We start from the raw sequence: 22,952 nt of genomic DNA, 5'->3' as shown, positions 1-22,952 counted from the left end.
AATGGCTCTTTACGAACATCTGCGCGATGTGATCGTGCGTCTGGCGGTGGAGCGTCCGGCAAAGGGGCGCTCTACTGCCGATTGGGCTGATACGCTTGCGGCATCGGGAGCAAAACTCAAGGAACGCATGGTCGCCAGCGCCGATACGCCTGCCAATTGCCGGCAACTCAGGCATATCATCGGATTGGAGCGCTGGGGGCAGCGCCGAATGCGCGTTGCGCTCGGCGAGCCGTTCATCAACGATGAGATGGACGGGTATCAGCCACCGGTGGACTTAAGCCTCGCCGAACTGATCGATGTCTTCCTCAACACGCGTGACGAAACAGTGCAACTGGCGCGGCGCTGCGCCGCCGATCCCCGCGCTGAATCCACCCTGGTGAGGCATAATCAACTCGGTCCGCTCAGCATTCGTGGTTGGTTGCAGTATCTCGATCTGCACGCCAATCTTGAGGCGCGTCGGTTGCGTTGACCGACGCTACGAAGGCTTCGAGCCAGCGCCAGACTGCTGCCAGCGCCTCGACATCAGCCGTCAGATAGGCGATAGCCGGCGCCAGTATGTCGAACAGCGATGGTTGCCCCTGCCATTGCCGGTATGCTTCCCATGCCAGTGTCCAGTGATCGGCGCCAGGGGGCCACGTCCACCCCAGCCAGCGCGCAATGGCTTTCAGCCCGCCGCCGCGCTGATCGCTCAAACGGGGAACGGGCAGTGCGACACGCCGGTTCAATTCGCGTTGGGCATCGATCATGAACGGCGCAAGGTTCTGGCGTGTTTGCGGATCAGCGCTCTGTGTCAGCATCAGGCGCTCGGCTTCGCCCCAGTGCGCCAGCGCGCCGCCAACGATATGCGCTGTGTCGAGCACGTGCTGCCATCCTTCCTCAGCATTCCGCACCCATAGAACGGGAACGCCGTCGATCCGCGCGTTCTTGCCGGCAAACAACGGTTCCACCACGATCACGAAGCGATCTCCCGGCGCGCTGGCAAGCCCGAATGCCCACGGCTCACGCGTCTGTGGGTCGCTCTCAATATCGAGAAAGAGCCGGACGTCGGGAAGTGTCGGAAGGGCGGCGCTGACCGGCGCCGGTTGATCGGCGAGCAATGCCTGCGCCTGGCGCCGGAGACGCGCGCCTGACGCAGGTGAGCGTTCCGGCAGCGCCGCCAGGATCGCGGGATCGAGCGTCACAACCTGATCCATCCGGTGGATGCCGCGCCGCCGCAGGGCGCTCCCCTGCCGCTGGCTCAGTCCAGGAAGCAGGGCGATGTCGCGGGTTTCGCGCGCCGTGGCATCGCACGCCGTGCGCCATGGACAGAATGGACAATGGTCACTGTCGAACCAGATGACCGGGGCTTCTCCATTGGCAATCGCAGCGGCGCGGCGCACGTGGGCAGTGAATCCGGCGAGCGGCGCCGACTGACGCTTGATCAATGCTGGAGCATGACCATTTGCGCCGAGCCATAGTTCACCCGGCGGATCGATCGCATCTCCGCGCGCTTGCCTGACAAGCCAGCGCCACGAGTCGAGCAGGAGCCGATCCCAACGGGCGGGACGGGTATGCAGCACAATGGCGACCGGCTCGTATGTCCATCCGCCTGATAAGGCGGTTGTCCGCCGTTGGAGAAGATCGGGAGCGCCGCGCAACAGGCGATCGCCAATTGGCGCTTCGAACGCGGCGCCAGCGATTGCTGCCGCGCCCCGTTGCATCGCATGGTATGTCCGTGTCACCCGTTCGTCCCATGTGAATGCGGAGAGATCTTCGACATTCTCGATGGCGGAGATGACTCTGTATTTGTGGTTGGCACGCAGTGCAATGCGCGCCCGGGCATCGGCGGTAGGCGCAGTCTGTGGTGGTTGACCGCCGCGCCGGTCGAGCCAGATGCGGCGCTCACACCGCACCAACCACGCCAGGTCGGCGGCGTCGAGCAATGAAAGATCGGTGAACCGTGGGCGCCCGTCCGTAGGTTATCTCCTGCCAGGGGTTGCAACTTCGGACTCATCGGCGTCTATCGGGCACGTAGGGGTTTCACCACGCACGCACGACCAGAAAGCGCTGCACCGTCGCCATGCGGCGTGTCGTGCCGTGTGCGCCGCCGAGCCAACGGCAAGGGTAATGCGACCGGCGAGGGAAGATGCGAGCGCCACCTGATGATCGTTCACATGCAGCAGTACTGCGCCATCGCCGCCGACTGCCAGCACTCCGGCGTCAGCGCCGGGGGCGACCCCCTGCTGCGCCAGGAACGCTGCCGCTGCCGGTTCGACATCGACGGCAGCAATAACGCCGCGCATTCCGGCAGTGCACGCAGTGAGCGGTTGCGGCGCCCGGTTGACGGATGTGCGCGTTTCGGGATCGCTCTCCAGAAAGGACTTGAGCGCTGCAACCAGACGCTCCGAGGTGATGTGTTCGAGCTGGCACGCCAGCATATCGGCTTCCTCTGGATCGATGCCCAGATTCTCGACCAGGAAGATGACCCAAAGGCGGCGACGCGAGAGAATGCGCTGCGCCCACTCCTCACCATCCGGCGTGAGGGTGACGCCCTTGTACGGCTGGTATGCGAGCAGCCCCCGCTCTTCCAGCCGATGGCACATTTCATTGGCAGAAACCTGTGAGACCCCGAGTTTGTTCGCCAGCAACGACAGCGGCACCGGCTGATCCGGCGCACTGCGCAGGAGTGCGGTCATCACCAGGTACATTTCGACGCTTTCGCTCACGCGCTCCTCCCGCCATATTCGGGCATGCCATACATCTCATGGGTAGCATACGACGGCGAGCGCAGGCTGTCAACTCATCGAGCCGGAAGTTCACGCGGCGCGCCATGATCCGCCGGGCAATATGCGCCAGCGAATACGGCGGATCATGGCCAACCTTGCAGTCTCACTGCGTCCGCCTGAAAGTGCAGTGATGGACACTGAGAGTCTCGATCTCCGCGAGGATGCGGATCTCCGTCGTCTTCGTGTCGAACGCTGGCGTATTATCTATGCAGTCTATGACATCGAGCAGTGGTCTGGATTCCGGCGCTGCGTCGCCGTCCCCTATGAATGATTATGATTATGAGGATATTGCACGACTGAAGGAGTGACCTTTATTAGCCTTTTCGTTCACTCTGGAGCGCGCTCTCGAACGCCTGGATCAACGTTTGCACCGCCGTCGTCACCGGCAGCGTCCCTTCGACGACCGCCTGTTCGATGGCGGGCAGTCGCTCCTGCACGACGGGATGCCCGAAGAAGCGGGAGCGCAGGTGGTCTTCGATCAGGGTGTAGACCCAATCGCGCGCCTGATCGCGGCGTCGCGCAGCGAACACGCCCGACGCCGTCGTTTCGTCGCGGAAGCGTTCGATCTCGCGCCAGATTTCCGCGATCCCCTCACCAGTCTGCGCCGAGCAGATATAGGCGCGTGGACGCCACCCTTCCGTGGCCGGCGTCAGATAGCGCAGCGCGTGGGTATATTCCGCCTGCGCCGCCAGCGCACGCGCACGGTTGTCGCCGTCGGCTTTGGTGATCAGCAGGGCATCCGCCAGCTCGATGATTCCTTTCTTGATCCCCTGCAATTCGTCGCCGGCGCCTGCCAGCATCAGGAGCAAGAAGAAATCGACCATTCCGCGCACGGCGATTTCGCTCTGACCGACGCCGACGGTTTCGACCAGCACAATATCGAACCCTGCGGCTTCGCAGAGGAGAAGCGTTTCCCGGCTTTTGCGCGCCACGCCGCCGAGGCTGCCGCCCGTCGGCGACGGGCGAATATAGGCGTTCGGGTGCCGTGACAGACGCTCCATGCGCGTTTTGTCGCCGAGGATGCTGCCGCGCGAGATACTGCTCGACGGATCGACCGCCAGCACCGCCGTGCGATGCCCGCGCTCGCAGAGCATCGTGCCGAGCGCCTCGATAAATGTGCTCTTGCCGACGCCGGGCACGCCGGTGATGCCCACGCGCAGCGCGCCGCCGGTGTACGGCAGCAGCGCGCGCAACACCTCCTGCGCCAGCGCCATGTGCGCCGGCGCATTACTCTCGATCAGCGTAATGGCGCGCGCCAGGATCGACCGATCGCCGCTGCGCACGCCGGCCACATACTCGTCAACCGTCAGCAGGCGGCGACGGGGAGAAGGCGGCGCTGCCGACGCATTCACCTGCTGCCTCGGCAACCCGTCATGCCCGCCGGTTACCCCTTCCACCACCGAAAGACCAAACGGCATCTCTTCAGAGGAAGCGGAGTTTTGCCCGTTGCTCATGCTGCATCTCGCGTCTGAACTGTCGGACCGGTCTCGACGCCATCGCCGTGCAGCCGCCGTTGCAATTCGAGGAGCAGTTTCTCCGCTGCCACCGGGATGATCGTGCCCGGACCGAAGATCATGGCGGCGCCGTGCTCGCGCAGGAACTCATAATCCTGCGCCGGAATGACACCGCCGATCACCACCACAATATCGTCGCGCCCCAGTTTGCGCAGTTCTTCGACCAGTTGCGGCAGGAGCGTCTTGTGCCCGGCTGCCAGCGAACTGATGCCGACCACGTGCACATCGTTCTCGACTGCCTGACGCGCCACTTCTTCCGGCGTCTGGAACAGCGACCCGATATCCACATCGAATCCCAGGTCGGCGAACGCCGTCGCCACCACTTTGGCGCCGCGGTCATGCCCGTCCTGCCCGATTTTAGCGACCAGGATACGCGGACGGCGCCCTTCACGCGCAGCGAACGCATCCGCCAGCGCGCGCACGTGGTGAATCTGCTCGACATCGCCGAACTCGCTGCTGTAGACGCCCGACACTGCGCGGATGGTTGCCTTGTAGCGCCCAAAGACCTTTTCCATCGCCATTGAAATCTCTCCCAGCGTTGCACGCGCCCGCGCCGCCTCGACCGCCGCTTCCAGCAGATTGCCTTCGCCGGTTGCGGCGACGCGGGTCAGCGCTTCGAGCGCCGCCTGTGTGCGCGCCTCATCGCGCTCGGCGCGCAGTTTCTTCAGCCGTTCGATCTGCGCCTGCCGCACTGCCGTGTTGTCCACTTCCAGGATTTCAATCGGCGCTTCGTAGGGCAAGCGATACTTATTGACCCCGACAATCGTCTCGCGCCCGGAGTCGATATGCGCCTGACGGCGCGCTGCTGCCTCTTCGATGCGCAGTTTCGGCACCCCGGCTTCGATGGCTTTCGCTATGCCGCCCAACTCCTCGACTTCCTGGATATGCGCCCATGCGCGCCGCGCCAGCGCATCGGTCAGCCACTCGAGGTAGAACGCGCCGCCCCACGGATCGACCATCTTGCAGATGCCGGTTTCCTCCTGGAGATACAGTTGCGTATTGCGCGCAATCCGCGCCGAGAAGTCGGTCGGCAGCGCAATCGCCTCGTCGAGCGAATTCGTGTGGAGCGACTGCGTGTGACCCAGCGCGGCAGCCATCGCCTCGATACAGGTGCGCGCCACATTGTTGAACGGGTCCTGCTCGGTCAGGCTCCAACCCGACGTCTGGCAGTGCGTGCGCAGCGCCAGCGAGCGCGCGTCTTTGGGCTCGAACTGCTTGATAATCTTCGCCCACAGCAGACGCCCTGCACGCATCTTGGCAATCTCCATGAAATAGTTCATGCCGATTGCCCAGAAGAACGAAATGCGCGGCGCAAACGCATCGATGGACAACCCCGCCTTCAACCCGGCGCGCACATATTCCAGACCGTCCGCGAGCGTGTACCCCAGTTCCAGGTCGGCGGTTGCGCCCGCCTCCTGCATGTGGTAGCCGGAAATGCTGATGCTGTTGAACTTCGGCATGTGCTTCGCCGTATAGGCGAAAATATCGGCGATGATGCGCATCGACGGCTCAGGCGGATAGATGTACGTATTGCGCACCATGTACTCTTTGAGGATGTCATTCTGAATGGTGCCGGTCAGTTGCTCCTGGCGCACCCCCTGCTCCTCGGCGGCGACGATATAGAACGCCATCACCGGAATGACCGCGCCGTTCATCGTCATCGAGACCGACATCTGATCGAGCGGGATGCCGTCGAACAGGATTTTCATGTCGAGCACCGAGTCGATCGCCACGCCTGCCTTGCCGACATCGCCGACCACCCGCGGATGGTCGGAGTCGTAGCCACGGTGGGTCGCCAGGTCGAAGGCGACCGACAGCCCCTTCTGGCCGGCTGCCAGGTTGCGCCGGTAGAACGCATTGCTCGCCTCGGCGGTCGAGAACCCGGCATACTGGCGAATCGTCCAGGGCTGGGTCACATACATGGTCGGGTAGGGACCGCGCAGATAGGGCGGGAGGCCGGCAGTGAAGCGCAGGTGCTCCAATCCGGCAATATCCTCGGCGGTGTACAGAGGACGTACATCGATCTGTTCCATCGTGCGCCAGACCAGCGCATCGAGCGGTTTGCCTGCCTCGCGTTCAGCGCGCTCGCGCCACTGCGCCGGCGTGGGAGCAGCGGCGCCATCACGATAGGGAAGCGTCGTAAAATCCGGGGTTTTCACGCGACAACTCCTTTCAACTGCTGCAACCGCACCAGGGTCTCGTAACAGTTCGCTCGAAGATGAATAAACTCATCGACCCCGGCCGCCCGATGGGCTTCGACCTGATCGGCAGGATACCCTGCCAGCACGACGGTGATATCGGGACGATTCGATTTTATCAGATTTGTCAGTGGTGGCACAATCTCCGGATATGTATCGTCGGTCGAGCAGATCGTGACGATGCCTGCTCCCGATGCCAGCGCCGCCTGCGCCGCTTCTTCGACGGTGGCGAACCCATCGTTGCCGATCACCTCGAAGCCGCCCGCCTCGAAGAAGCCGGTTGAGAAATCGGCGCGCGCCTTATGCTGCGGAATTGGTCCCATATTGGCGAGGAAGACCTTCGGGCGCGCACCGGTGCGCGCGGCATACGCCTCCGCCGCCAGGCGCAGCGCCTCGAACTGTTCCGCCGCGCGGTGCGCCGGGATCGGTTCGACCGTCGGACCTGCCGCGTCGCCCGACGCCAGCGCCGTCGAGAGTTCGCCAAGGGTGGCGCCGGCGCGCACTGCTGCCAGCGTCAGTTCCACCAGGCGATCCGGCTGCACTGCCGCCAGTGCGTCGAGCGCCGCCTGACAGACCTGCGAGTCACGTGTCCGGCGCACGCGCTGCACATCGGCGGTGCGCTCCGCCTGGACTGCGGCATGATCCACCGGGCGCACCGTCAGCGGTTTCTCCTTCAGGTTCGGATACATGTTTACGCCGATGATCACCTCGCGGCGCTGTGCAATCGCGGAAAAGCGCTCGCTGCGGATTGCGGCTATCTCAGATTGCGGGAAGCCGTCCATCAGCGCAGCAGCCATACCGCCGCGACGCTCGATCTCCTGGAAGAGCGCCCATGCCTTCTGCGCCACCTGATCGGTCAGCGACTCAATCGCCCAGGAGCCGCCAGGCGGATCGATCAGGCGGATAAAATTGCACTCCTCCTGAAGAATGGTCTGTACATTGCGCGCAATCCGGCGCGAAAACTCGTCGGGCAGGCCCCACGCCTCATCGAAGTGGCTGACGTGCAGGCTATCGACGCCGCCCATCACGCCGGCCATCGCCTCAGCCGTGGCGCGCAACATATTGTTGTACGCATCGAACCGCGCCTTCGTCCAGGCGGATGTGCGCCCGTGGATGCGCATCTTCTGCGCCTCCTCGCCGCCGCCAAACGCCTCGACGACACGCGCCCACAGCATCCGCGCTGCGCGCAATCGGGCAATTTCCATAAAGAACTGTGAACCGATTGAGAACGCAAACAGCATGCGCGGGGCAACCACATCAACATTAAGTCCGCGCTCCTGCATCGCGCGCAGGTATGCCACTCCGGTCGCCAGTGCGCACGCCAGCTCCTGGACTACCGTCGCGCCGCCATTGTGATACCCGTTCGTCGCTACGGCTATCGTCCGCAGGCGTGGTGCGTGGGTCTGCGCCCATGCCGTCCAGCGCGCCATCAGGTCGTAAGAGCGATCCAGCGACAGCGGCAACGTCCCGGAGGTTGCGAGCGCGCCGAGCGGATCGGCGCCGATGCATCCCTGAATCTGATCGTGCGCGATACCGTACCGTTCTGCAGCAGCCAGGATCAGCGCCGCAACCGGCAGCGCATCGGCGCCGGCTACCACGAGCAGTGGCATGCGGTCGATCGCCACGCCATCGAATAGCGTCACCGCATCATCGGCACAGGCGAGCGATGTGCCGCCTGCGCCGACCAGGTCTACCGGCGCGGCGTCCGGGTCAAGCCCGTGGAGCGTCGCCCGATCAAGCGACAGGTTGAGCGTCGTCAACCCGCGCGGCAGATCATCGCGCGCCGCCTGATTGACCTCGCGCGCCGTCGGATACGGCAGTTCCTGACACACCTCCCAGCGCCCGACGACATAGCCCAGCGTCCGGGTGCTGCGCACAAATGGCGCAAAACCGGGGAGTGAGTTGACGTGCGGCAGGGATGCACTATCTTCGGCGTTGTAGATCGGCTGAAGACCGATCTGCTCATAGGTTCTGGTGATCAGTCGCTTCTCGAACGGCGCGCCTTTGAGCGTTTTTTCCGCTGCTGCACGCCATTCCTCGTAGGTAGCGGGAGGGAACATATCGAATAGCAGTTGTGTTGCTGCATCGCCAGCCGTAGTGGTCTGCGCCTCATTGCTCATAGCAGTGCTCCTCGCCGGCAGTCTTATGATGAACGCACACAGGATAAGAGTAGTATATCAGTAAAAATGCGCGTTTGGTTACTATTATCAGAGAACTCATGACGGTTTTAGAGCAGGCTCCTCTTCTCGATGCCGTAATCATAAGATGTGTGTAAGAATCTCAGTTCCTCCACGTATGTTACAGTCCCACAACCGGTTGAGCCGGGTCGTGCTGTTGGGGTGCAGGCATGCATTGTCAGGCGGCAAGCACGCACCTTCCCGAGGCGATGCGCCCTGGCTGGCGACTGAAGTCGCGCTGGGCAGGCGTTCCGCCGGGCGTCCACCTGCGCGGTTCGGCATGCTCACCGCGCGTGGACGCCGCCGTTCCCGTCCACCTGCGCGGACGGTCGGCCGCAGGCTCCCCAGGAGCGATTTCAATCGCTGGCAGCCGAAGCGTCGTTTCCTGACAAATCATGCCTGCACCCGTGCTGTTGTTGCCCCTTGACAGTCGCCATGGATAGTTGTATACTCCAAATAGTTTGATTTATCAAACTATTTGGAGTATCGAATGTATCACCAACACGATCCGCCCTACACTCCAGAGCGCGTGGCTGAACTGTTCAATCTCGTGCAAAGCGAGCTCATGGGGCAGAGCATGGAGGCGCTCTTGCAATTTCTTCAGCGCACCAGTCTTTCGATGCCGCGGCTGGTTTCGCTCATGTACATTCATCGCCGCCACACGACGACTATCTCGTCGTTGAGTGAGCATCTCAATCTGGCATTAGCCACCACCAGCCAGATCATCGACCAGTTGGTGCAGGACGGACTGGTTGAGCGCAGCGAAGCGCCGCACGACCGGCGACAGAAGCTGATTTCGCTCACTGCCGCTGGCGCGGCGCTGGTTGCCGAAGCGCGCCAGATCCGGCTGAACGAAGCCAGTCGCCATCTCCAACGCCTGCCGCCCGACGTGCTGGCGCAACTGGGGGAGGCGCTCAGCGCCGCATGTCGCGAGTGGAGTCTGGCCACCCCATCCTGAGCGCATGGTTTCGGAATACCAGGCTGGCAGGGCAATCCGCCAGCCGACGTTCAGCGCCGTTGTTCATCGATGGCGCTATGGAAGCGTGCTGTCAAGAAATGACGGATCATCGACACACAGGAGTATCACAACCGTATGGCAACGACAACTTCTCCGGCTCTTGCAGCCACAACCCGAATCGATTATGCAGCGACGCTCGATCAGCGCAGCAAACTGCTGATTCTGATCGGCGTATTGCTTGGACTCTTCCTCGCGGCGCTGGATCAGACGATTGTCTCGACTGCTCTGCCGCGCATTGTGGCTGATCTCCACGGCATTGAGATGATCGGCTGGGTATCGACCAGTTATCTGCTCGCTTCCACGGCAATGGTGCCGATTTACGGCAAGATCTCGGACATGTACGGACGCAAATATGTCTTGCTGTTTGGGATTGTCGTTTTCCTGCTTGGCTCGTTGCTCTGCGGGCTGGCTGGCGATATGACCCAACTGGTGTTCTTCCGCGGCTTGCAAGGCTTTGGCGCAGCGGCGCTGACCTCGATCGCATTTGCCATCCCGGCCGATCTGTTTGCGCCGCTGGAACGGGCGCGCTATCTGGGATTGTTCGGCGCAGTGTTTGGTCTGTCGAGCGTGGTAGGTCCGTTTATTGGCGGTTTGCTCACCGACAACCTGAGCTGGCACTGGGTCTTCTTTGTGAATCTGCCGCTTGGCGTAGTGGCGCTGAGCTTTATTGTCGCTAAACTGCCGCGCCTGCACAGCGGACTCAAGCCGGTGATCGACTATGCTGGCGCAGCGACGCTGCTGCTCACCGTGATTCCCTTTTTGCTTGCGCTGACGCTTGACAAGAATGATCACCCGTGGACGTCGCCGCTGATTCTGAGCTTGTTCGCTATCAGCGCGGTTGGTTTAATCCTCTTTCTGGGGATCGAACGACGTGCCGAGTCGCCGATCCTGCCGCTGTACCTCTTCCGTATCCCACCTTTACCCTGATTGCCCTGATTGGCGTGACGGTGGGCGCAACGCTGTTCGCTGCGATCTTCTTTCTTTCCCTCTATCTGGTCAATGTGCTGGGGGTGAGCGCAACCGCTGCTGGAACGACGCTCATCCCGCTTACGCTGAGTATGGTCGTCGGGGCGATGGTCTCGTCGCAGATCGTGCAGCGCACCGGTCGTTACAAGTGGGTGATTGTCAGCGGCATGGCGATCATCGTTGCGTCGCTCTGGTGGCTGACAACTCTTACCCCCGACACCTCGATCTGGATGGTGCGTCTGCGGATGATCACGTTGGGGTTGGGGCTTGGACCGGCGCTGCCGATTCTCAATCTGGCGATGCAGAACGCGGTACCGCGCACCGATCTGGGAGCGGCGACGTCCAGCCGCCAGTTCTTCCAGCAGATCGGGCAGGTGGCGGGGTCAGCCGTTTTCGGTGCGCTGCTCACCGGTGTGTTGACCACGACCTTGAGCGCTGATCTGGCGCCAATTCAGGCTCAATTGCCGCCTGCCCTGGCGGCGCGCTTCGACAGCAGCGCGTTGCGCAACGGCATGGGTGCAGGCGAGGGGGCAAGCGGCGCGGCAATCGATCCTGCGGTGCAGATCGATCAGGCGATTGCGGGGCAGTTCGCAAACCGTCGTGATTTGATCACGCGAGCATTGCGCGACGCTGATCCGGCTGCGATTGCCGCCCTGCAAGCCGATCCGCAACTGCTGGATCAGCAGAAGGCAATGTTGGACAGGATCGAGGCATTGCCAGCGACGGTGCGTGAACAGGCGCTGACGCAGGCGCTGAGTCAGCTCGACAAGGCTGAACAGGAAGCCCGCGCCAGCGGACGATCGCTTGGCGAGCAGATTGGCGCTGCGCTGAAGGATGCGTTCACAGCCAGCGTTACAACGATCTACCGGTACGCGATCTGGCTGGCCGTCATCGGGTTGATGCTGTCCCTGTTCATTCCCGAACTGCCGTTGCAACGCAGTTATAGCCAGAGCATAGCGCCGATGATCGAGTAGGACGACAGGCAGCGGAGGAGCAGGCGATGCCGCACTCCTCCGCTTTATCTTAACAACCCATTTGCAATTTCCTATTCCATATGCTATAATCACTCCTGCTAACGCGGGAGTGGCTCAGTCGGTAGAGCGATACCTTGCCAAGGTATAGGTCGCGGGTTCGAATCCCGTCTCCCGCTCCAAAAAGCCGTTCGAAAGAGCGGCTTTTCCATTTCAGCACCTCTGAACGATGAGCGATCTGACCCACCTCGACGAATCCGGCAAAGCGCGCATGGTCGATGTCGGCGCGAAGGACGAGACGCTGCGCGAGGCGGTGGCGCGCGGCGAGGTGCGTATGCGCCTCGAAACGTTGCAGCGCCTGGCGGCTGGCGATATGCCCAAGGGCGATGTACTCGCCGCAGCGCGGATTGCCGGCATCATGGCCGCCAAACGCGCTCCTGACCTGATCCCGCTCTGCCATCCGCTGCTGCTGACGCACGTGGCGGTGGATGTGCGCCTCGATGCAGCAACCTCAACTGTGCAGATCGAAGCGACCGTGCGCACCATTGGCAAAACCGGCGTCGAGATGGAGGCGCTCACCGCCGTGAGCGTTGCAGCGTTGACAATCTACGATATGTGTAAAGCCATCGACCGCGAGATGCAGATCGGCGCTATCCGCCTGGTGCGCAAGAGCGGCGGACGCAGCGGCGAGATCGTCAGTGAAGCGATCAGTGCAGGAGATACCCCCCATCCACCGGCAGCGTAACGCCGGTCACATACCCGGCCTGCGCCAGGTAGAGCACGGAGCCCGCAATGTCGTCCGGGCTGCCGACGCGCCGCAGCAGCGTCGTTCGTGCGACCTGTTCCTGATGTTCGGCGCTCCAGTCGTCGGGGAGGAGCACCGGACCCGGCGCCACGGCGTTGACCCGCACCTCGGGCGCCAGGTCTTTCGCCAGCGCCCTCGTCAGGGCAATAACCCCGCCTTTGCTGACCAGATAGGGCGTGTGGTTGCGCCAGGGACGCTCGACGCCAACATCCGCAATGTTGACGATTGAGCCGCGTGACGCGCGCAGGGCATCGACGGCACGTTGGGCGACGAAGAACATGCTGCGCAGATTGGTGTGGAGCAACTCGTCCCACTGCTCTTCGGTCACACTCCCAACCGGCGTCGGTCCCCAGATGCCCGCGTTGTTGACCAGTAAATCGAGGCCCCCCCACTGTGCCAGCGCTTCATCTACGACACGTTCACAGTCAGCGCTGCGGCTCAGGTCGCCAGGAATGGCGATAGCGGAAGCGCCAGTTGCGCGCAATTCCGCCAGGACCTGCTCAGCCGCCGATGCTGACGCATGGTAATGAATCGCAACGCGCATGCCCGCGCGACCGAGCGCCAGGGCAATTGCCCGCCCCAATCGTCGCGCCCCGCCGGTCACCAGCGCCGTTTTGTCGTGAAGACTCATAGTGTGCATCTCTGTCGTCATACTAACGTGCGGTCAGTCAGACAAGATGTTCGCGCGCCCGATTCGCACGGCGCACCGGTCAACGCGCAGCGGCAGTCGTAGACGTTGACCGCGCCCTGGCATCAGCAGCCCCAGCGGGGCTTTCACTTGCGGTGAGCGCAGTCGAACCGCGTGCAGTGAGCGCAGTCGAGCCGCGTCCTCAGCGAGGGCTTTCGCCCGCAGCGCCCCGGCGTCCCGCTGCGCGCTCCGTCAGTATGGTACGAATAACCGCGCATGAGTATCAGTAACGGGAGTTACGCAGTCGCCTCACGGGCAAGCCGCGTGGCGGCTCCTTTTTGCCGTCGGCAGAGCGGTCCTTATTTACATACGCGCACGTGCTGCGGCGACAAACCGTCGCACTCGTTCGGCGTCCACCGGGTTTTCGATGCGACCGTCCTGTTTAATGCTCGACCCGACAATCACACCATCCGCCACGTCCATAAAGGCGCCAATGTTCCGCTCATCGGCGCCGCTGCCGATCAGGAGCGGACGATCACCGCAAAGCGCTTTTGCCTGACGCACCTTCTCCAGATCAGGCGCATCGCCGGTCATGCGCCCGGAGACGATCAGCGCATCCGCGCCGAAGAAGCGCGTCCATTCGATATGGGTCGCCAGGTCGATGCCGGGGAAGCGCACCGAGTGTTTCTTATCGACATCAGCGAAGATCTTGATATGTTCGGCGTGCAATTCCTTGCGCCGGCGCATCAGATCGGCGGCGCACCCCTCATCCCAGGCGCCCGCGTCCCACACTCCTGCACCGGTGAACATGCAGACCCGAATGAAACTGGCGCCGGCTGCCAGGGCGACTCCCAGCAACGCAACCCCGCCGTTGTGCACCAGGTTGATCCCCAGCGGCAGATCGATCGCCCGGCGAACAGCGTGCGCTGCGACGGCATGGGCGGCGATGCTCTCCGGCTGCACGTGCGGACCGGCGCGGAATGGAATGTCCCACATGTTCTCGACAATCAGACCATCGACACCGCCTTCGGCGAGCGCGTGGGCATCGGCGACTGCCTGATCGATGATCGCCTGCATCCCATACCCGGTATACCCTGGCGCACCCGGCAAGGGCCAGAGGTGGACCATGCCGATGACCGGTTTTGGTGTGCGAAATATCGCGCTGAGATCGGCGATCCGCAGCGCATCGAGATGCTGCTTCCAGGGAGGAGCCATCAGGCATGCCGGGTATAGGTAAAGGGCTTTTTACGAACGCGGCAATGATAGCAGGCGGAGAGAGGGATGTCAATCCCACGATGATGGAGTTTGAATCAATATGCCGTTATGCGCCTGCCCGCCCGGTGACTGAAGTCGCGGGGTATGGAACGCGCCGCCCGCCGTCGCGGGTTGGAAAGGACGCCTCCGCCCGCTTGCCACGGAGCGAGCGGATGCTCGTCGCCAGCCCCGCACCAGCGGGGCTTGGTGGGATACGCCCGCCACCTCTGGCGGAGCGCTGCGGTCAGCCCCGCGCCAGCGGGGCTTCGTGGCGCGTAGGAGCAAATGCGCAGAAATAAATGCGGTCACCCCCGCGCCAGCGGGGCTTTGTGAGCTCAGCGCGGGCATGTATGCCCGCGCGCGTGGGCTTTGCGCGGGATGTATGCCCGCGCGCGTGGAATGACGTTCCGGGGCAAACTGGGAGGCGGCAAAACGCCGCGTTATGCCCGCGCGCGTGAACGGCGTTCTGATGCAGCGCGTGCCGGTCAGGAGTCAATCGATAACACAGCGCAGACATGAGGAAATGCGCCGCCGAGCGGGTCCTATGCCGCCTCGCGGAAGTACTCGCCGCTGATCAGTTCGAAGATCAACTGGTCGAGGGTGACTTCCGCCTCGTGGTATGTTCGCGCAAAACCGACGAGTTCGCCATCCAGATACATGGCATAGTCGTGAGTGTCGCGGTCGTAGACGATTTCTTTCTGGTACATGCTCTTCCCTCCTGAATGTCAGTTTGTTGCTGTATTGAGTATAGCACATGTGTTCTATTCTGTCAATCATAACTTGCAGTGCGTTCCACCCTCGGGTATGATGGCGCGTCGCTGGGGCATCTGCTGACGGAAATCTGGAACGTGCGCTGGCATCGCCTTCAATCGATTCGTATCGCCTCGCCTGTTGCACTCGATGGCAGCATCCTTCTGCTGTTGCTGGCGACTCTGCCGCTGCTCCTCGGCACGCGCCTGGCTTGGCCGGATCAGCGTCTATCGGTTGAAGACCCGGAGGCGCGTCGCACGCTGGCCGGCTTCTACGATGTCGAGCGCAATCTGACCGACGTCTTTCGCTGGTCGCGCCCGGAGGCGGCGTTGTTCCTCTTTGGCTTCGACGGACGACCGGCGCGGGTGATGATGCGTCTGGCTGCACCACGCGACTCTGCCGACTCCCCGGAGTTATCGATCAGCATGCGTGGTCGTTCCGCTGGCGTCTTTGTGGTTACTTCCGGGTGGCGGCGCTACTACCTGCTTACGCCGACCGATCCGGCGGGTGATACGCCGCTGTTGCTGCGTACTGCCGCCTACCGTCCGTCCGGCGATGGTCGTGATCTGGGCGTGGCGCTGTCGGAGTTCGCGGCACTGCCGGTTGCCGGGTCCGCCTGGTTGCCGCCGCCGGTGCGCGCACTCTTTCTCGCATCCTTTCCTCTGTTGGGCTGGTTGCTGCTCGTCGCTTCGACAGGCTCAGCGCACCGCCGGCGCATACCGCATCGCACATCTGCCGAAACGCTGCTGCGCTGGGGCTGCGTTGTGGCGCTGGCGCTGCTTATCGGCGTTGCAGCCGCGTTTCCGGTGGCAGCCGGCTACGTTCTGCCGACGCTCGGCTGGCCCTGGTGGCCTGCGCTGCCGCTGGCGCTGGCTGTCGCCTGGAGACCGGCGTATCCGCTGCTGGCGCGTGCTCGTGTGTCTTTGTGTCCTATCAGGCTGTCTGTTACATGGTGTGGCGTCGCTGTTGCGCTGCTATTGGTTGTGGCGTTGCGTCTGGGAGTGCCGCCGGTATTCGGAATGATCGGGCTTATTGCGACTGTGACTCTGATGGCTGCTGCGCTGCTTCCGCAATCAGGGTTGACGATCGAGAGCGCTCAGCAGCGTTTCGACAGGCTCAACGCATCGCCAACACGACACGCCGAAATGCTGGCGCTGGCGGTCATCACCGTCGTGGCGCTCGTTCTGCGCGTCTATCGCCTCGACGACCTGCCATCCGGCATGTGGCGCGACGAGGCGCGCCATGGTTTGCTGGCGCTACGCATCTGGAATGACCCTGCTTTCCGACCGGTCTACGTGGTGGCTGGCGCAGACCTGCCGGCGCTGTTGTTCTACCTGATGGCGCCGGTGCTGGCAATGACGGGGCCAGGCGTCGGTGCGGTGCGACTGGTCAGTGCGCTGGCAGGCGCATTCATGCCGTTGGCGCTCTGGTGGGCGGTGCGTCCGATCCTTGGAGCGCGGGCTGCGCTCTACGGCGCAGCGTTCCTCGCCTGGGCATCCTGGGGACTGAGTATGAGCCGCTGGGCATTTCCTGCGACGCTCGACCATCTGCTCGAATTGACCGCCATCGGGGTCATGTGGCGTGCGCTGGAGCACCCCGTGCGCTGGCGCGCTGTCGCCGGAATGGCGCTGGCGGGTGCGCTGGCGGCGCTGGCGGCATATGCCTACCATACCGGGCGCCTGGCGCCGCTGGTGTTTGCAGCGCTGACGGTGCTGCGTCTCGGGCGTGATATGGGCGCGTGGCGGCGGGCGTTGCCTGCGCTCGGGGCAGCGGCGATTGCAGGGATCATTGTCCTGCTGCCGCTCCTTGCGTTCATTGCCGGCGATTTCGAGGGGTACAACCGCCGCACCGGAGCAGTTGCGATCAGCAATGCACAGAACCTCGAAAAACGCACCGCCGCGCTGGTGCTGGACAACATCATGCGCTATCTGGGCATGTGGCATGTCGCCGGCGATCCCAACGGGCGTCACCACGCTCCGGGCGCGCCGATGCTCGACCCGCTCGCCGGAACGTGTTTCGCGATCGGCGTCGGGCTGGCAGTTGCGGGCTGGCGATCACGGGCGTTTCCGCTGTTGCTCTGGCTGGCGCTGGCGCTTATTCCAGGCGTCTTTAGCACGAATGCGCCCCATGCTATGCGATCCCTTGGCGCTCTCGCTCCATCCTGCATGCTGGCGGGCATGGCGCTCGATACACTCATCAGAGAGACGAAAAGCGCCGGGGGGCAACGGTGGCAACGCCTTGCGCCAGCAGTCGTCGCGGGAATGCTAATGGCGAGTCTGGCGTTCAATGTCTGGCTCTACTTCATCGCTATGCCGCGCAATCCGGCAGTCTACAACGAGTTTGATCAGACGGAGACGGCGGCAGGGCGAGTTGCACGAATGGCAGCAAAAGCGAACGATCCGCGCCTGCGCGCTGTTCAGGTTTTTCTTGATCGACGGTTGATCGAGCAGGATACGGTGCGCTTTCTGACGAGCGACCTCACAGTTGGCGTCTTCGACGGCGCCCGGCTGTCGGCGACGGTCACCGGCGACGTGCTGCTGATCCTGCCGCCGGATGCGTCCGGCGAGGAGCGCCAGGCGGCGCTAGCGGCGCCTGGTCCTGCGGCGCGCGAACTGAAGCCGCCGCTCCTCCCGGACGGCGAAACGCCGCTCTTTCTGGCGTATGGCAATAGCGACGCGGCGCAGCGGTTATTGGACGAGACCTTTTCCCTGGACTCCCTGCCCGGCGGCTGATGGTTTGTGAATCATTATTCCGCTATCCGCCTACTCGCCCGGCGACCGAAGTCGCGGGCTACGAAAAGCGAAGCCCGCCTGCGCGGGCTGAACGATGCAATACCAGATTATTTTCTCAAAAATCATAAGTAGTCTGTAAAGTACGTTTTCCGGTGAGGGTCCAGGCATGCATGGTCAGGCGGCAAGCAAGCGCATCTCTGTGGCGCTGCGCCTGGGCTGGCGACTGAAGTCGCGCCGGGCAGGCGTTCCGCCGGGCGTCCACCTGCGTGGACGCCGCCGTTCCCGTCCGCGCAGGCGGACGGGCGGCCGCAGGCCCGTCAGGGGCGATGTCAATCGCTGGCCGCCGGAGCGTCGTGTCCTGACCCATTATGCCGGCGCCCTTCCGGTGATTCATCGGTTGCGTGTGGCGAAGAATCCGCCGTGTCCTGATGCACGATGCCCTTCGTTGCGCTCAGAGCCAAAAAAGTAAGAAAACGTCGTTTACTGACTAATAAGTCGCGGGCTCCTGTTGCAAAGCCCGCCTGCGCGGGCTTCACGGGGCGATAACGGATGATGCGCTCAAACTCTGTACGCCGCGGGCTACGGGGGCGAAGCCCGCCTGCGCAGGCTCGACCCAATCCCTTTCAAAATCGCAGGACTTACGCGGCGGTGCGTTTTGTATCCCCGTAGCGCCACGCTGCCGCAGGCAAAAAGAGCCGTCACGCGGCGCGTCCGCGAGTGACCGCGTAACTCCTGTCAAAATTACGGCTTCGACAGCGCCGCAAGCGCCTGTGCTGCTTCCTGCTCTAACCGGTCGATGGCGGCGCGGGTTTCCTGCTCACGGGAAAGCAGGTCGTTCAGGCGATCTTCGAGTTGATTGAGCAGCGCGACATACCGTTCGCGCAGCGCCAGTTCGCTCCCCTCGCGCCCGAGCGGTCCCAGGTTTGCCTGGATCTGCTGCTGGCGCGCCAGGATTTTCTGCTGCTCTTGTTCGATCTCCTGAAGCGTCGTCCGGCGCGCGGCGATCTGCTCGTAGAGCGACAGAATGTGTTCGAGCGCCTGGTAGGTCGCTTGATCGAGGTAGCGGTCGTGCAGAAACGCCTGAAGCCGGTGCATATCGAGTTTGCGCACCTCCTCGTAGCGTGAGGTCTTGCGCCGCTCGCTGACCGTGAAGACCGTCTCGACGCCAGGCGGACAGCGCACGGACCAGCGCGCGACATTGTGCGCCTCTTCGTCCGGCGCCGGCGTGTCGAACAGGTCGTAGCCCGCCAGTCGCTCCTGTTCGATCACGATAGTCACAGCATCAGGCAGAGTGCTGGTGATGCGGTAGCGCCTCTGACGGACATCCCATTCCTCGAAGACCGCATACTCTTTGGAGATGCTCAACCCCGCCATGGTACGCTGTGAATGGCGCTCCTCCGTGATCGTCACTCCAAGTTCGACGGCATACGCGACGATCATTTCCGCCCCGGCGCGGGTAAAGGGGAGCACAGCTTCACCGGCATAATCGCCTTGCTCAACGACTGTCACCGGTCCGCGTTCGAGCGTCAAGCCGGTTTCGTTCAGCATACGCAGGCTTGCAACCGGATGACCGGGCAGTTTGCGACCGTTGTAGAGCAATTCCTTGCGTCCATCGAGACGTCGGCTCACAATCGGAACCATAGCGGAGCGGCCGCGCGCCACACTGACCGGATGCGCCACGCGGTACTGGAACAGCGCGCCACGCTCTTCACCGGTGCTCGCCGCTTCGGTCGAACGTTCGAGACTCTCCATGTTGAATGCTGGCGCTGCTGCTGCCAGCGACTCCGGTTCAGACTCCGGTATGCTCATGGCTTCGAGTGAAAAGGGGGCAGGTGCACCGGGCAGCGGCGGCATCGCCCGTTTGGCTCGAAACTCAACCGGCGCCGCCACCGTGCGCAGATCGTCCTGCACCAGCGGGCGTTCCGGCGTGTGGGGTTCGTACAGGCGATAGCGGAACGACACCGGCATACCGGCAACCAGGGTCAATTCGACATTCTCGAGGTCTTCATCGAGTTGATTGTCGAACAGGCCCCACCCCTGAAGCAGAACCGCTATCTGCGCACCCATATCACGCCTGTCGCCATTGGCGGAGTCGCTGCCATCGGGTTTCGGCTCCGCCAGCAGGCGATAGCTGACGCGCCAGGAGGGGGCAGGGGCGATATATCCCACCAATATCTCATGGTCGCCTTCCGACAGGCGCACGATGGCAGCGCGCCGGTCTTCTTCGCTCTGCGCCGTGCGCAGGAAGTAGGTCATATCGGCAGCCGCGCGGTCGTCCAGGATCGCCAGGTGCGCGATGCGTCGCACTGGCACGATGCGCACTTCGCGCTGTTCCGCCAGGTAGAGCGAGAGCAGCGGTTTGTCGAGCGGTTCCTTTTCATCCAGATCGACGCCGATGACGGCGCCTTCGAGAACCTCCTCGGCGGCAGGCTCGTGGCGGCGCTCCGCCTCGATCCACAGGCGCACCCCGCGCCCGCGCAGATCGCGCAGCAGATCGAGCAGACTGCGCGTATCGGAAAGGTGGATGGAGCCACGCTCGATTTGTTTTGCGCGATCCTCCGGCGTTTCGATATCGATGCCCAGCACCTGACCCTCGCTCAAATCGAGGACGATCAGGCTTTTCAGAATATCGTCCATAGCGTCGCGTGGGAACATCAGGTGCAGTTCGGCGCCGGCGACCGTCCCGCGGCGCTCGAAGTAGCCAACGCCGTGTCGGTACATGAGCATACGGCGAATAGGAAGATCAGGCACGACTTTCCTCCCTTTTCCAGCGTTCAGTGCGCCGGCGCGCTTTCTCCGGCATGGGTGAGTATAGCAGCAAAGCGCTCCATCTGCGACACGCAAACGCGCTATGAATATAACGGTTCACAGTTGGGGTCAACGATGCCGCCAGTCGCCCAAAACGGGGGGTGGGGGCAGCCCCCGAAAAGGAGAAGCGGCGGCGGAATGGCCTCAGCAAGCGCCAACGCACGGCGTCCCGCCGCCCCGGGGCGCCGCATAGAACGCCTGCGCTCCCAGGAAGAGGGTAAACAGTTACGAGTGCAGGCATGATTTGTCAGGCGGCGCCTGCCGTGCCGCCCGACGCGGCGCCCGACGCTAAACCGTCGGGCTGATCGCACGAAGGGCGCTGCCGCGCCCTCGCCCCGGCGTGGACGCAGGTCCTGAGCCAGCCCCGCGTCAGCGGGGCTTCGTGCGCTCAGCGCGGGCGCCGTTTGCCAGCAACGCCGTGGCTCCTGACAAATGATGCCTGGACCCAACAGTTACCCATGAACAGCGGGAGCGTTACGCGGTATAATGGCGCCGGGTCGTTCCATGACAGAGCGCCCATACCGGCGTATCACGCTCCTTCTCGCTTCAGGTGAAATGGAGGTCGGACATGACGACGCAACCGACCGGGCATCTCTGGTGGCAGCGTGGTGTGATCTACCAGATTTACCCCCGTTCCTTTCAGGACAGCAATGGCGATGGTGTCGGCGATCTGCGCGGCATTCGCTCGCGCCTCGATTATCTGGTTGATCTGGGAATCGATGCCATCTGGCTTTCACCGATCTTCCCGTCGCCCATGGCTGATTTTGGCTACGATGTCGCCGATTACTGCGATATTCACCCGTTGTTCGGCACACTCGCCGACTTCGATGCGCTCATTGCCGATGCGCACCGGCGCAATCTGAGAGTCATCCTCGACTTCGTACCCAACCACACGTCGGATCAGCACCCCTGGTTCATCGAATCGCGCAGTTCGCGCGACAACCCCAGGCGCGACTGGTACATCTGGCGCGATCCGGCGCCCGATGGCGGCCCGCCGAACAACTGGCTGTCGTATTTTGGCGGATCGGCCTGGGAATACGACCCTGCCACCGGGCAGTATTACCTGCATCTCTTCCTCAAAGAACAGCCCGATTTGAACTGGCGCAATCCGCAGGTGCAGGCGGCGATGCTCGATGCCATGCGCTTCTGGCTCGATCGTGGCGTTGATGGGTTTCGCGTTGACGTCATGTGGCTGATGATCAAGGACGAACAGTTCCGCGACAATCCGCCCAATCCCGACTGGAAACCCGGCATGATGCCGCACATGCGCCTGCTCGAAACCTGGTCCGCCGATCAGCCAGCAGTTCACCAGATTGTCGCCATGATGCGTCGGGTGCTCGACGCATACCCTGAGCGGATGATGGTCGGCGAGATCTATCTGCCATATGACCGCCTGATGCGTTACTACGGCACGTCTGAAGCGCCCGAAGCGCACCTCCCATTCAATTTTGCGCTGGTGTTGTTGCCATGGGACGCGCACATCATTGCACAGACGATTGCCGCCTATGAAGCGCTGCTCCCGCCGCATGGCTGGCCCAACTGGGTGTTGGGGAACCACGACCAGCCGCGGATCGCCAGCCGGATCGGCGAAGCGCAGGCGCGTGTCGCCGCTATGTTGCTTCTGACATTGCGCGGCACACCGACGATTTACTACGGCGATGAGATTGGCATGCACAATGTGCCAATCCCGCCGGATCGCGTCCAGGATCCGTTCGAGAAAAATGTGCCTGGCGAAGGGCATGGGCGCGACCCGCAACGCACGCCAATGCAGTGGGATGCCGGCGAATACGCCGGGTTCAGCAAAGTTCAGCCGTGGCTGCCCCTTGCCGACGATTACCGCCAGCGCAACGTGGCGGCGCAGCGCAACGCGCCGCATTCGATGCTGTCGCTCTACCGTCGTTTGCTGGCGCTGCGCCGTTCCGAACCGGCGCTATCGGTCGGTTCGTACCAGGGGGTCAACGTCAAAGGTGATGACGCAGCACGCCAGTCGGTGCTTGCATTTGTGCGTGAAGCGAATGGCTGCCAGTTCCTGGTTGCCCTCAACTTCGCCTCGCAGCCTGCCCGTGTGAACCTTGCCGGTATCGGCGAAGGGACCATCGCACTCTCGACTCACCTTGATCGTGGCGGCAGCGCCGTGCATGGCGAACTCGAATTGCGCGCCGACGAAGGCGTGATCGTTGCGCTTGCAAAATGATCACCGCATGATCACGTTCGCTTATTGCATCCAACAGCAACATGCGCGATAATAAAACAGGAAGGTTTGGTCCCTGTTCACGCCCGACCCCGCCCCGATCTCGCGGTCCTCGGACGAATGACGCCACTTCCCTTGATACGAGACGCAACGAAGCATCACGCGCGCGGCGCCG

General features: G+C 63.0%; 17 protein-coding genes and 1 tRNA gene. 9 read left to right on the top strand and 9 right to left on the bottom strand.

Features of this window, described 5'->3' with window-relative positions:
• The first annotated feature begins 1 nt into the window (after position 1).
• Complete coding sequence (locus tag AC3EA7_RS00405) at positions 2–469, top strand: hypothetical protein (RefSeq protein ID WP_488612040.1); 468 nt, start codon at positions 2–4, stop codon at positions 467–469.
• Here the strand turns inward: AC3EA7_RS00405 and AC3EA7_RS00400 are convergent.
• Entirely contained in the window at positions 402–1,922 is a 1,521-nt protein-coding gene (locus AC3EA7_RS00400; RefSeq protein ID WP_488612039.1) for a TM0106 family RecB-like putative nuclease, read from the bottom strand. The genes AC3EA7_RS00405 and AC3EA7_RS00400 overlap by 68 nt on opposite strands.
• Before the next feature lie 36 nt (positions 1,923–1,958).
• Positions 1,959–2,705: a metal-dependent transcriptional regulator gene (locus AC3EA7_RS00395; protein ID WP_488612038.1), complete on the bottom strand. Its 747-nt coding sequence runs from the start codon at positions 2,703–2,705 to the stop codon at positions 1,959–1,961.
• Between the two features lie 190 nt (positions 2,706–2,895).
• Here AC3EA7_RS00395 and AC3EA7_RS00390 point away from each other — a divergent pair, with 190 nt between their 5' ends.
• Entirely contained in the window at positions 2,896–3,036 is a 141-nt protein-coding gene (locus AC3EA7_RS00390) for a hypothetical protein (protein WP_488612037.1), read from the top strand.
• A 43-nt stretch (positions 3,037–3,079) separates the two neighbouring features.
• On the opposite strand, the gene meaB is transcribed toward AC3EA7_RS00390, so the two are convergent.
• The 3 genes from meaB to AC3EA7_RS00375 are packed head-to-tail and all read right to left on the bottom strand — an operon-like array spanning position 3,080 to position 8,597.
• Positions 3,080–4,219 carry a methylmalonyl Co-A mutase-associated GTPase MeaB gene (gene meaB / locus AC3EA7_RS00385; RefSeq protein WP_488612036.1) on the bottom strand — a complete coding sequence of 380 codons (1,140 nt, stop codon included), beginning with the start codon at positions 4,217–4,219 and terminating at the stop codon, positions 3,080–3,082.
• On the bottom strand, positions 4,216–6,438 hold the full coding sequence (scpA, locus tag AC3EA7_RS00380; protein WP_488612035.1) for a methylmalonyl-CoA mutase: 2,223 nt from the start codon (positions 6,436–6,438) through the stop codon (positions 4,216–4,218). Before scpA ends, meaB begins: the two co-directional genes overlap by 4 nt.
• Positions 6,435–8,597 carry a methylmalonyl-CoA mutase family protein gene (locus tag AC3EA7_RS00375; RefSeq protein ID WP_488612034.1) on the bottom strand — a complete coding sequence of 721 codons (2,163 nt, stop codon included), beginning with the start codon at positions 8,595–8,597 and terminating at the stop codon, positions 6,435–6,437. Before AC3EA7_RS00375 ends, scpA begins: the two co-directional genes overlap by 4 nt.
• A gap of 547 nt (positions 8,598–9,144) precedes the next feature.
• Here AC3EA7_RS00375 and AC3EA7_RS00370 point away from each other — a divergent pair.
• The 5 genes from AC3EA7_RS00370 to moaC all read left to right on the top strand — a co-directional run bounded on the left by AC3EA7_RS00370 (position 9,145) and on the right by moaC (position 12,354).
• Positions 9,145–9,612, top strand: a complete 468-nt coding sequence (locus AC3EA7_RS00370; RefSeq protein WP_488612033.1) for a MarR family winged helix-turn-helix transcriptional regulator — start codon at positions 9,145–9,147, stop codon at positions 9,610–9,612.
• Positions 9,613–9,747: 135 nt separating this feature from the next.
• Positions 9,748–10,599: an MFS transporter gene (locus tag AC3EA7_RS00365; protein ID WP_488612032.1), complete on the top strand. Its 852-nt coding sequence runs from the start codon at positions 9,748–9,750 to the stop codon at positions 10,597–10,599.
• A gap of 20 nt (positions 10,600–10,619) precedes the next feature.
• Complete coding sequence (locus tag AC3EA7_RS00360) at positions 10,620–11,612, top strand: MFS transporter (protein WP_488612031.1); 993 nt, start codon at positions 10,620–10,622, stop codon at positions 11,610–11,612.
• Between the two features lie 103 nt (positions 11,613–11,715).
• Positions 11,716–11,791, top strand: a tRNA-Gly gene (locus tag AC3EA7_RS00355).
• A gap of 47 nt (positions 11,792–11,838) precedes the next feature.
• A complete protein-coding gene (gene moaC, locus AC3EA7_RS00350) occupies positions 11,839–12,354 on the top strand; it encodes a cyclic pyranopterin monophosphate synthase MoaC (RefSeq protein ID WP_488612030.1) in 516 nt (171 codons plus the stop codon).
• On the opposite strand, the gene AC3EA7_RS00345 is transcribed toward moaC, so the two are convergent.
• From AC3EA7_RS00345 to AC3EA7_RS00335, 3 genes are all read right to left on the bottom strand, one after another.
• Positions 12,317–13,045: an SDR family oxidoreductase gene (locus tag AC3EA7_RS00345; RefSeq protein WP_488612029.1), complete on the bottom strand. Its 729-nt coding sequence runs from the start codon at positions 13,043–13,045 to the stop codon at positions 12,317–12,319. The two genes, moaC and AC3EA7_RS00345, sit on opposite strands and share 38 nt — an antisense overlap.
• A gap of 360 nt (positions 13,046–13,405) precedes the next feature.
• Entirely contained in the window at positions 13,406–14,257 is an 852-nt protein-coding gene (locus AC3EA7_RS00340) for a BtpA/SgcQ family protein (RefSeq protein ID WP_488612028.1), read from the bottom strand.
• Between the two features lie 581 nt (positions 14,258–14,838).
• Positions 14,839–15,003, bottom strand: a complete 165-nt coding sequence (locus AC3EA7_RS00335) for a hypothetical protein (protein ID WP_488612027.1) — start codon at positions 15,001–15,003, stop codon at positions 14,839–14,841.
• Positions 15,004–15,081: 78 nt separating this feature from the next.
• Here AC3EA7_RS00335 and AC3EA7_RS00330 point away from each other — a divergent pair, with 78 nt between their 5' ends.
• Positions 15,082–17,778, top strand: coding sequence for a hypothetical protein (locus tag AC3EA7_RS00330; RefSeq protein ID WP_488612026.1), 2,697 nt, complete (start codon positions 15,082–15,084; stop codon positions 17,776–17,778).
• A 741-nt stretch (positions 17,779–18,519) separates the two neighbouring features.
• On the opposite strand, the gene AC3EA7_RS00325 is transcribed toward AC3EA7_RS00330, so the two are convergent.
• Positions 18,520–20,529, bottom strand: a complete 2,010-nt coding sequence (locus tag AC3EA7_RS00325; RefSeq protein ID WP_488612025.1) for a hypothetical protein — start codon at positions 20,527–20,529, stop codon at positions 18,520–18,522.
• A gap of 625 nt (positions 20,530–21,154) precedes the next feature.
• Between AC3EA7_RS00325 and AC3EA7_RS00320 the strand changes: the two genes are divergently transcribed.
• Positions 21,155–22,780: an alpha-amylase family glycosyl hydrolase gene (locus AC3EA7_RS00320; protein ID WP_488612024.1), complete on the top strand. Its 1,626-nt coding sequence runs from the start codon at positions 21,155–21,157 to the stop codon at positions 22,778–22,780.
• Positions 22,781–22,952: the final 172 nt, after the last annotated feature.

This window comes from Roseiflexus sp. (genome assembly GCF_057785375.1).
Note: the sequence above shows the minus strand (reverse complement) of the source record. Positions and strands in the feature narration are given on the sequence as shown.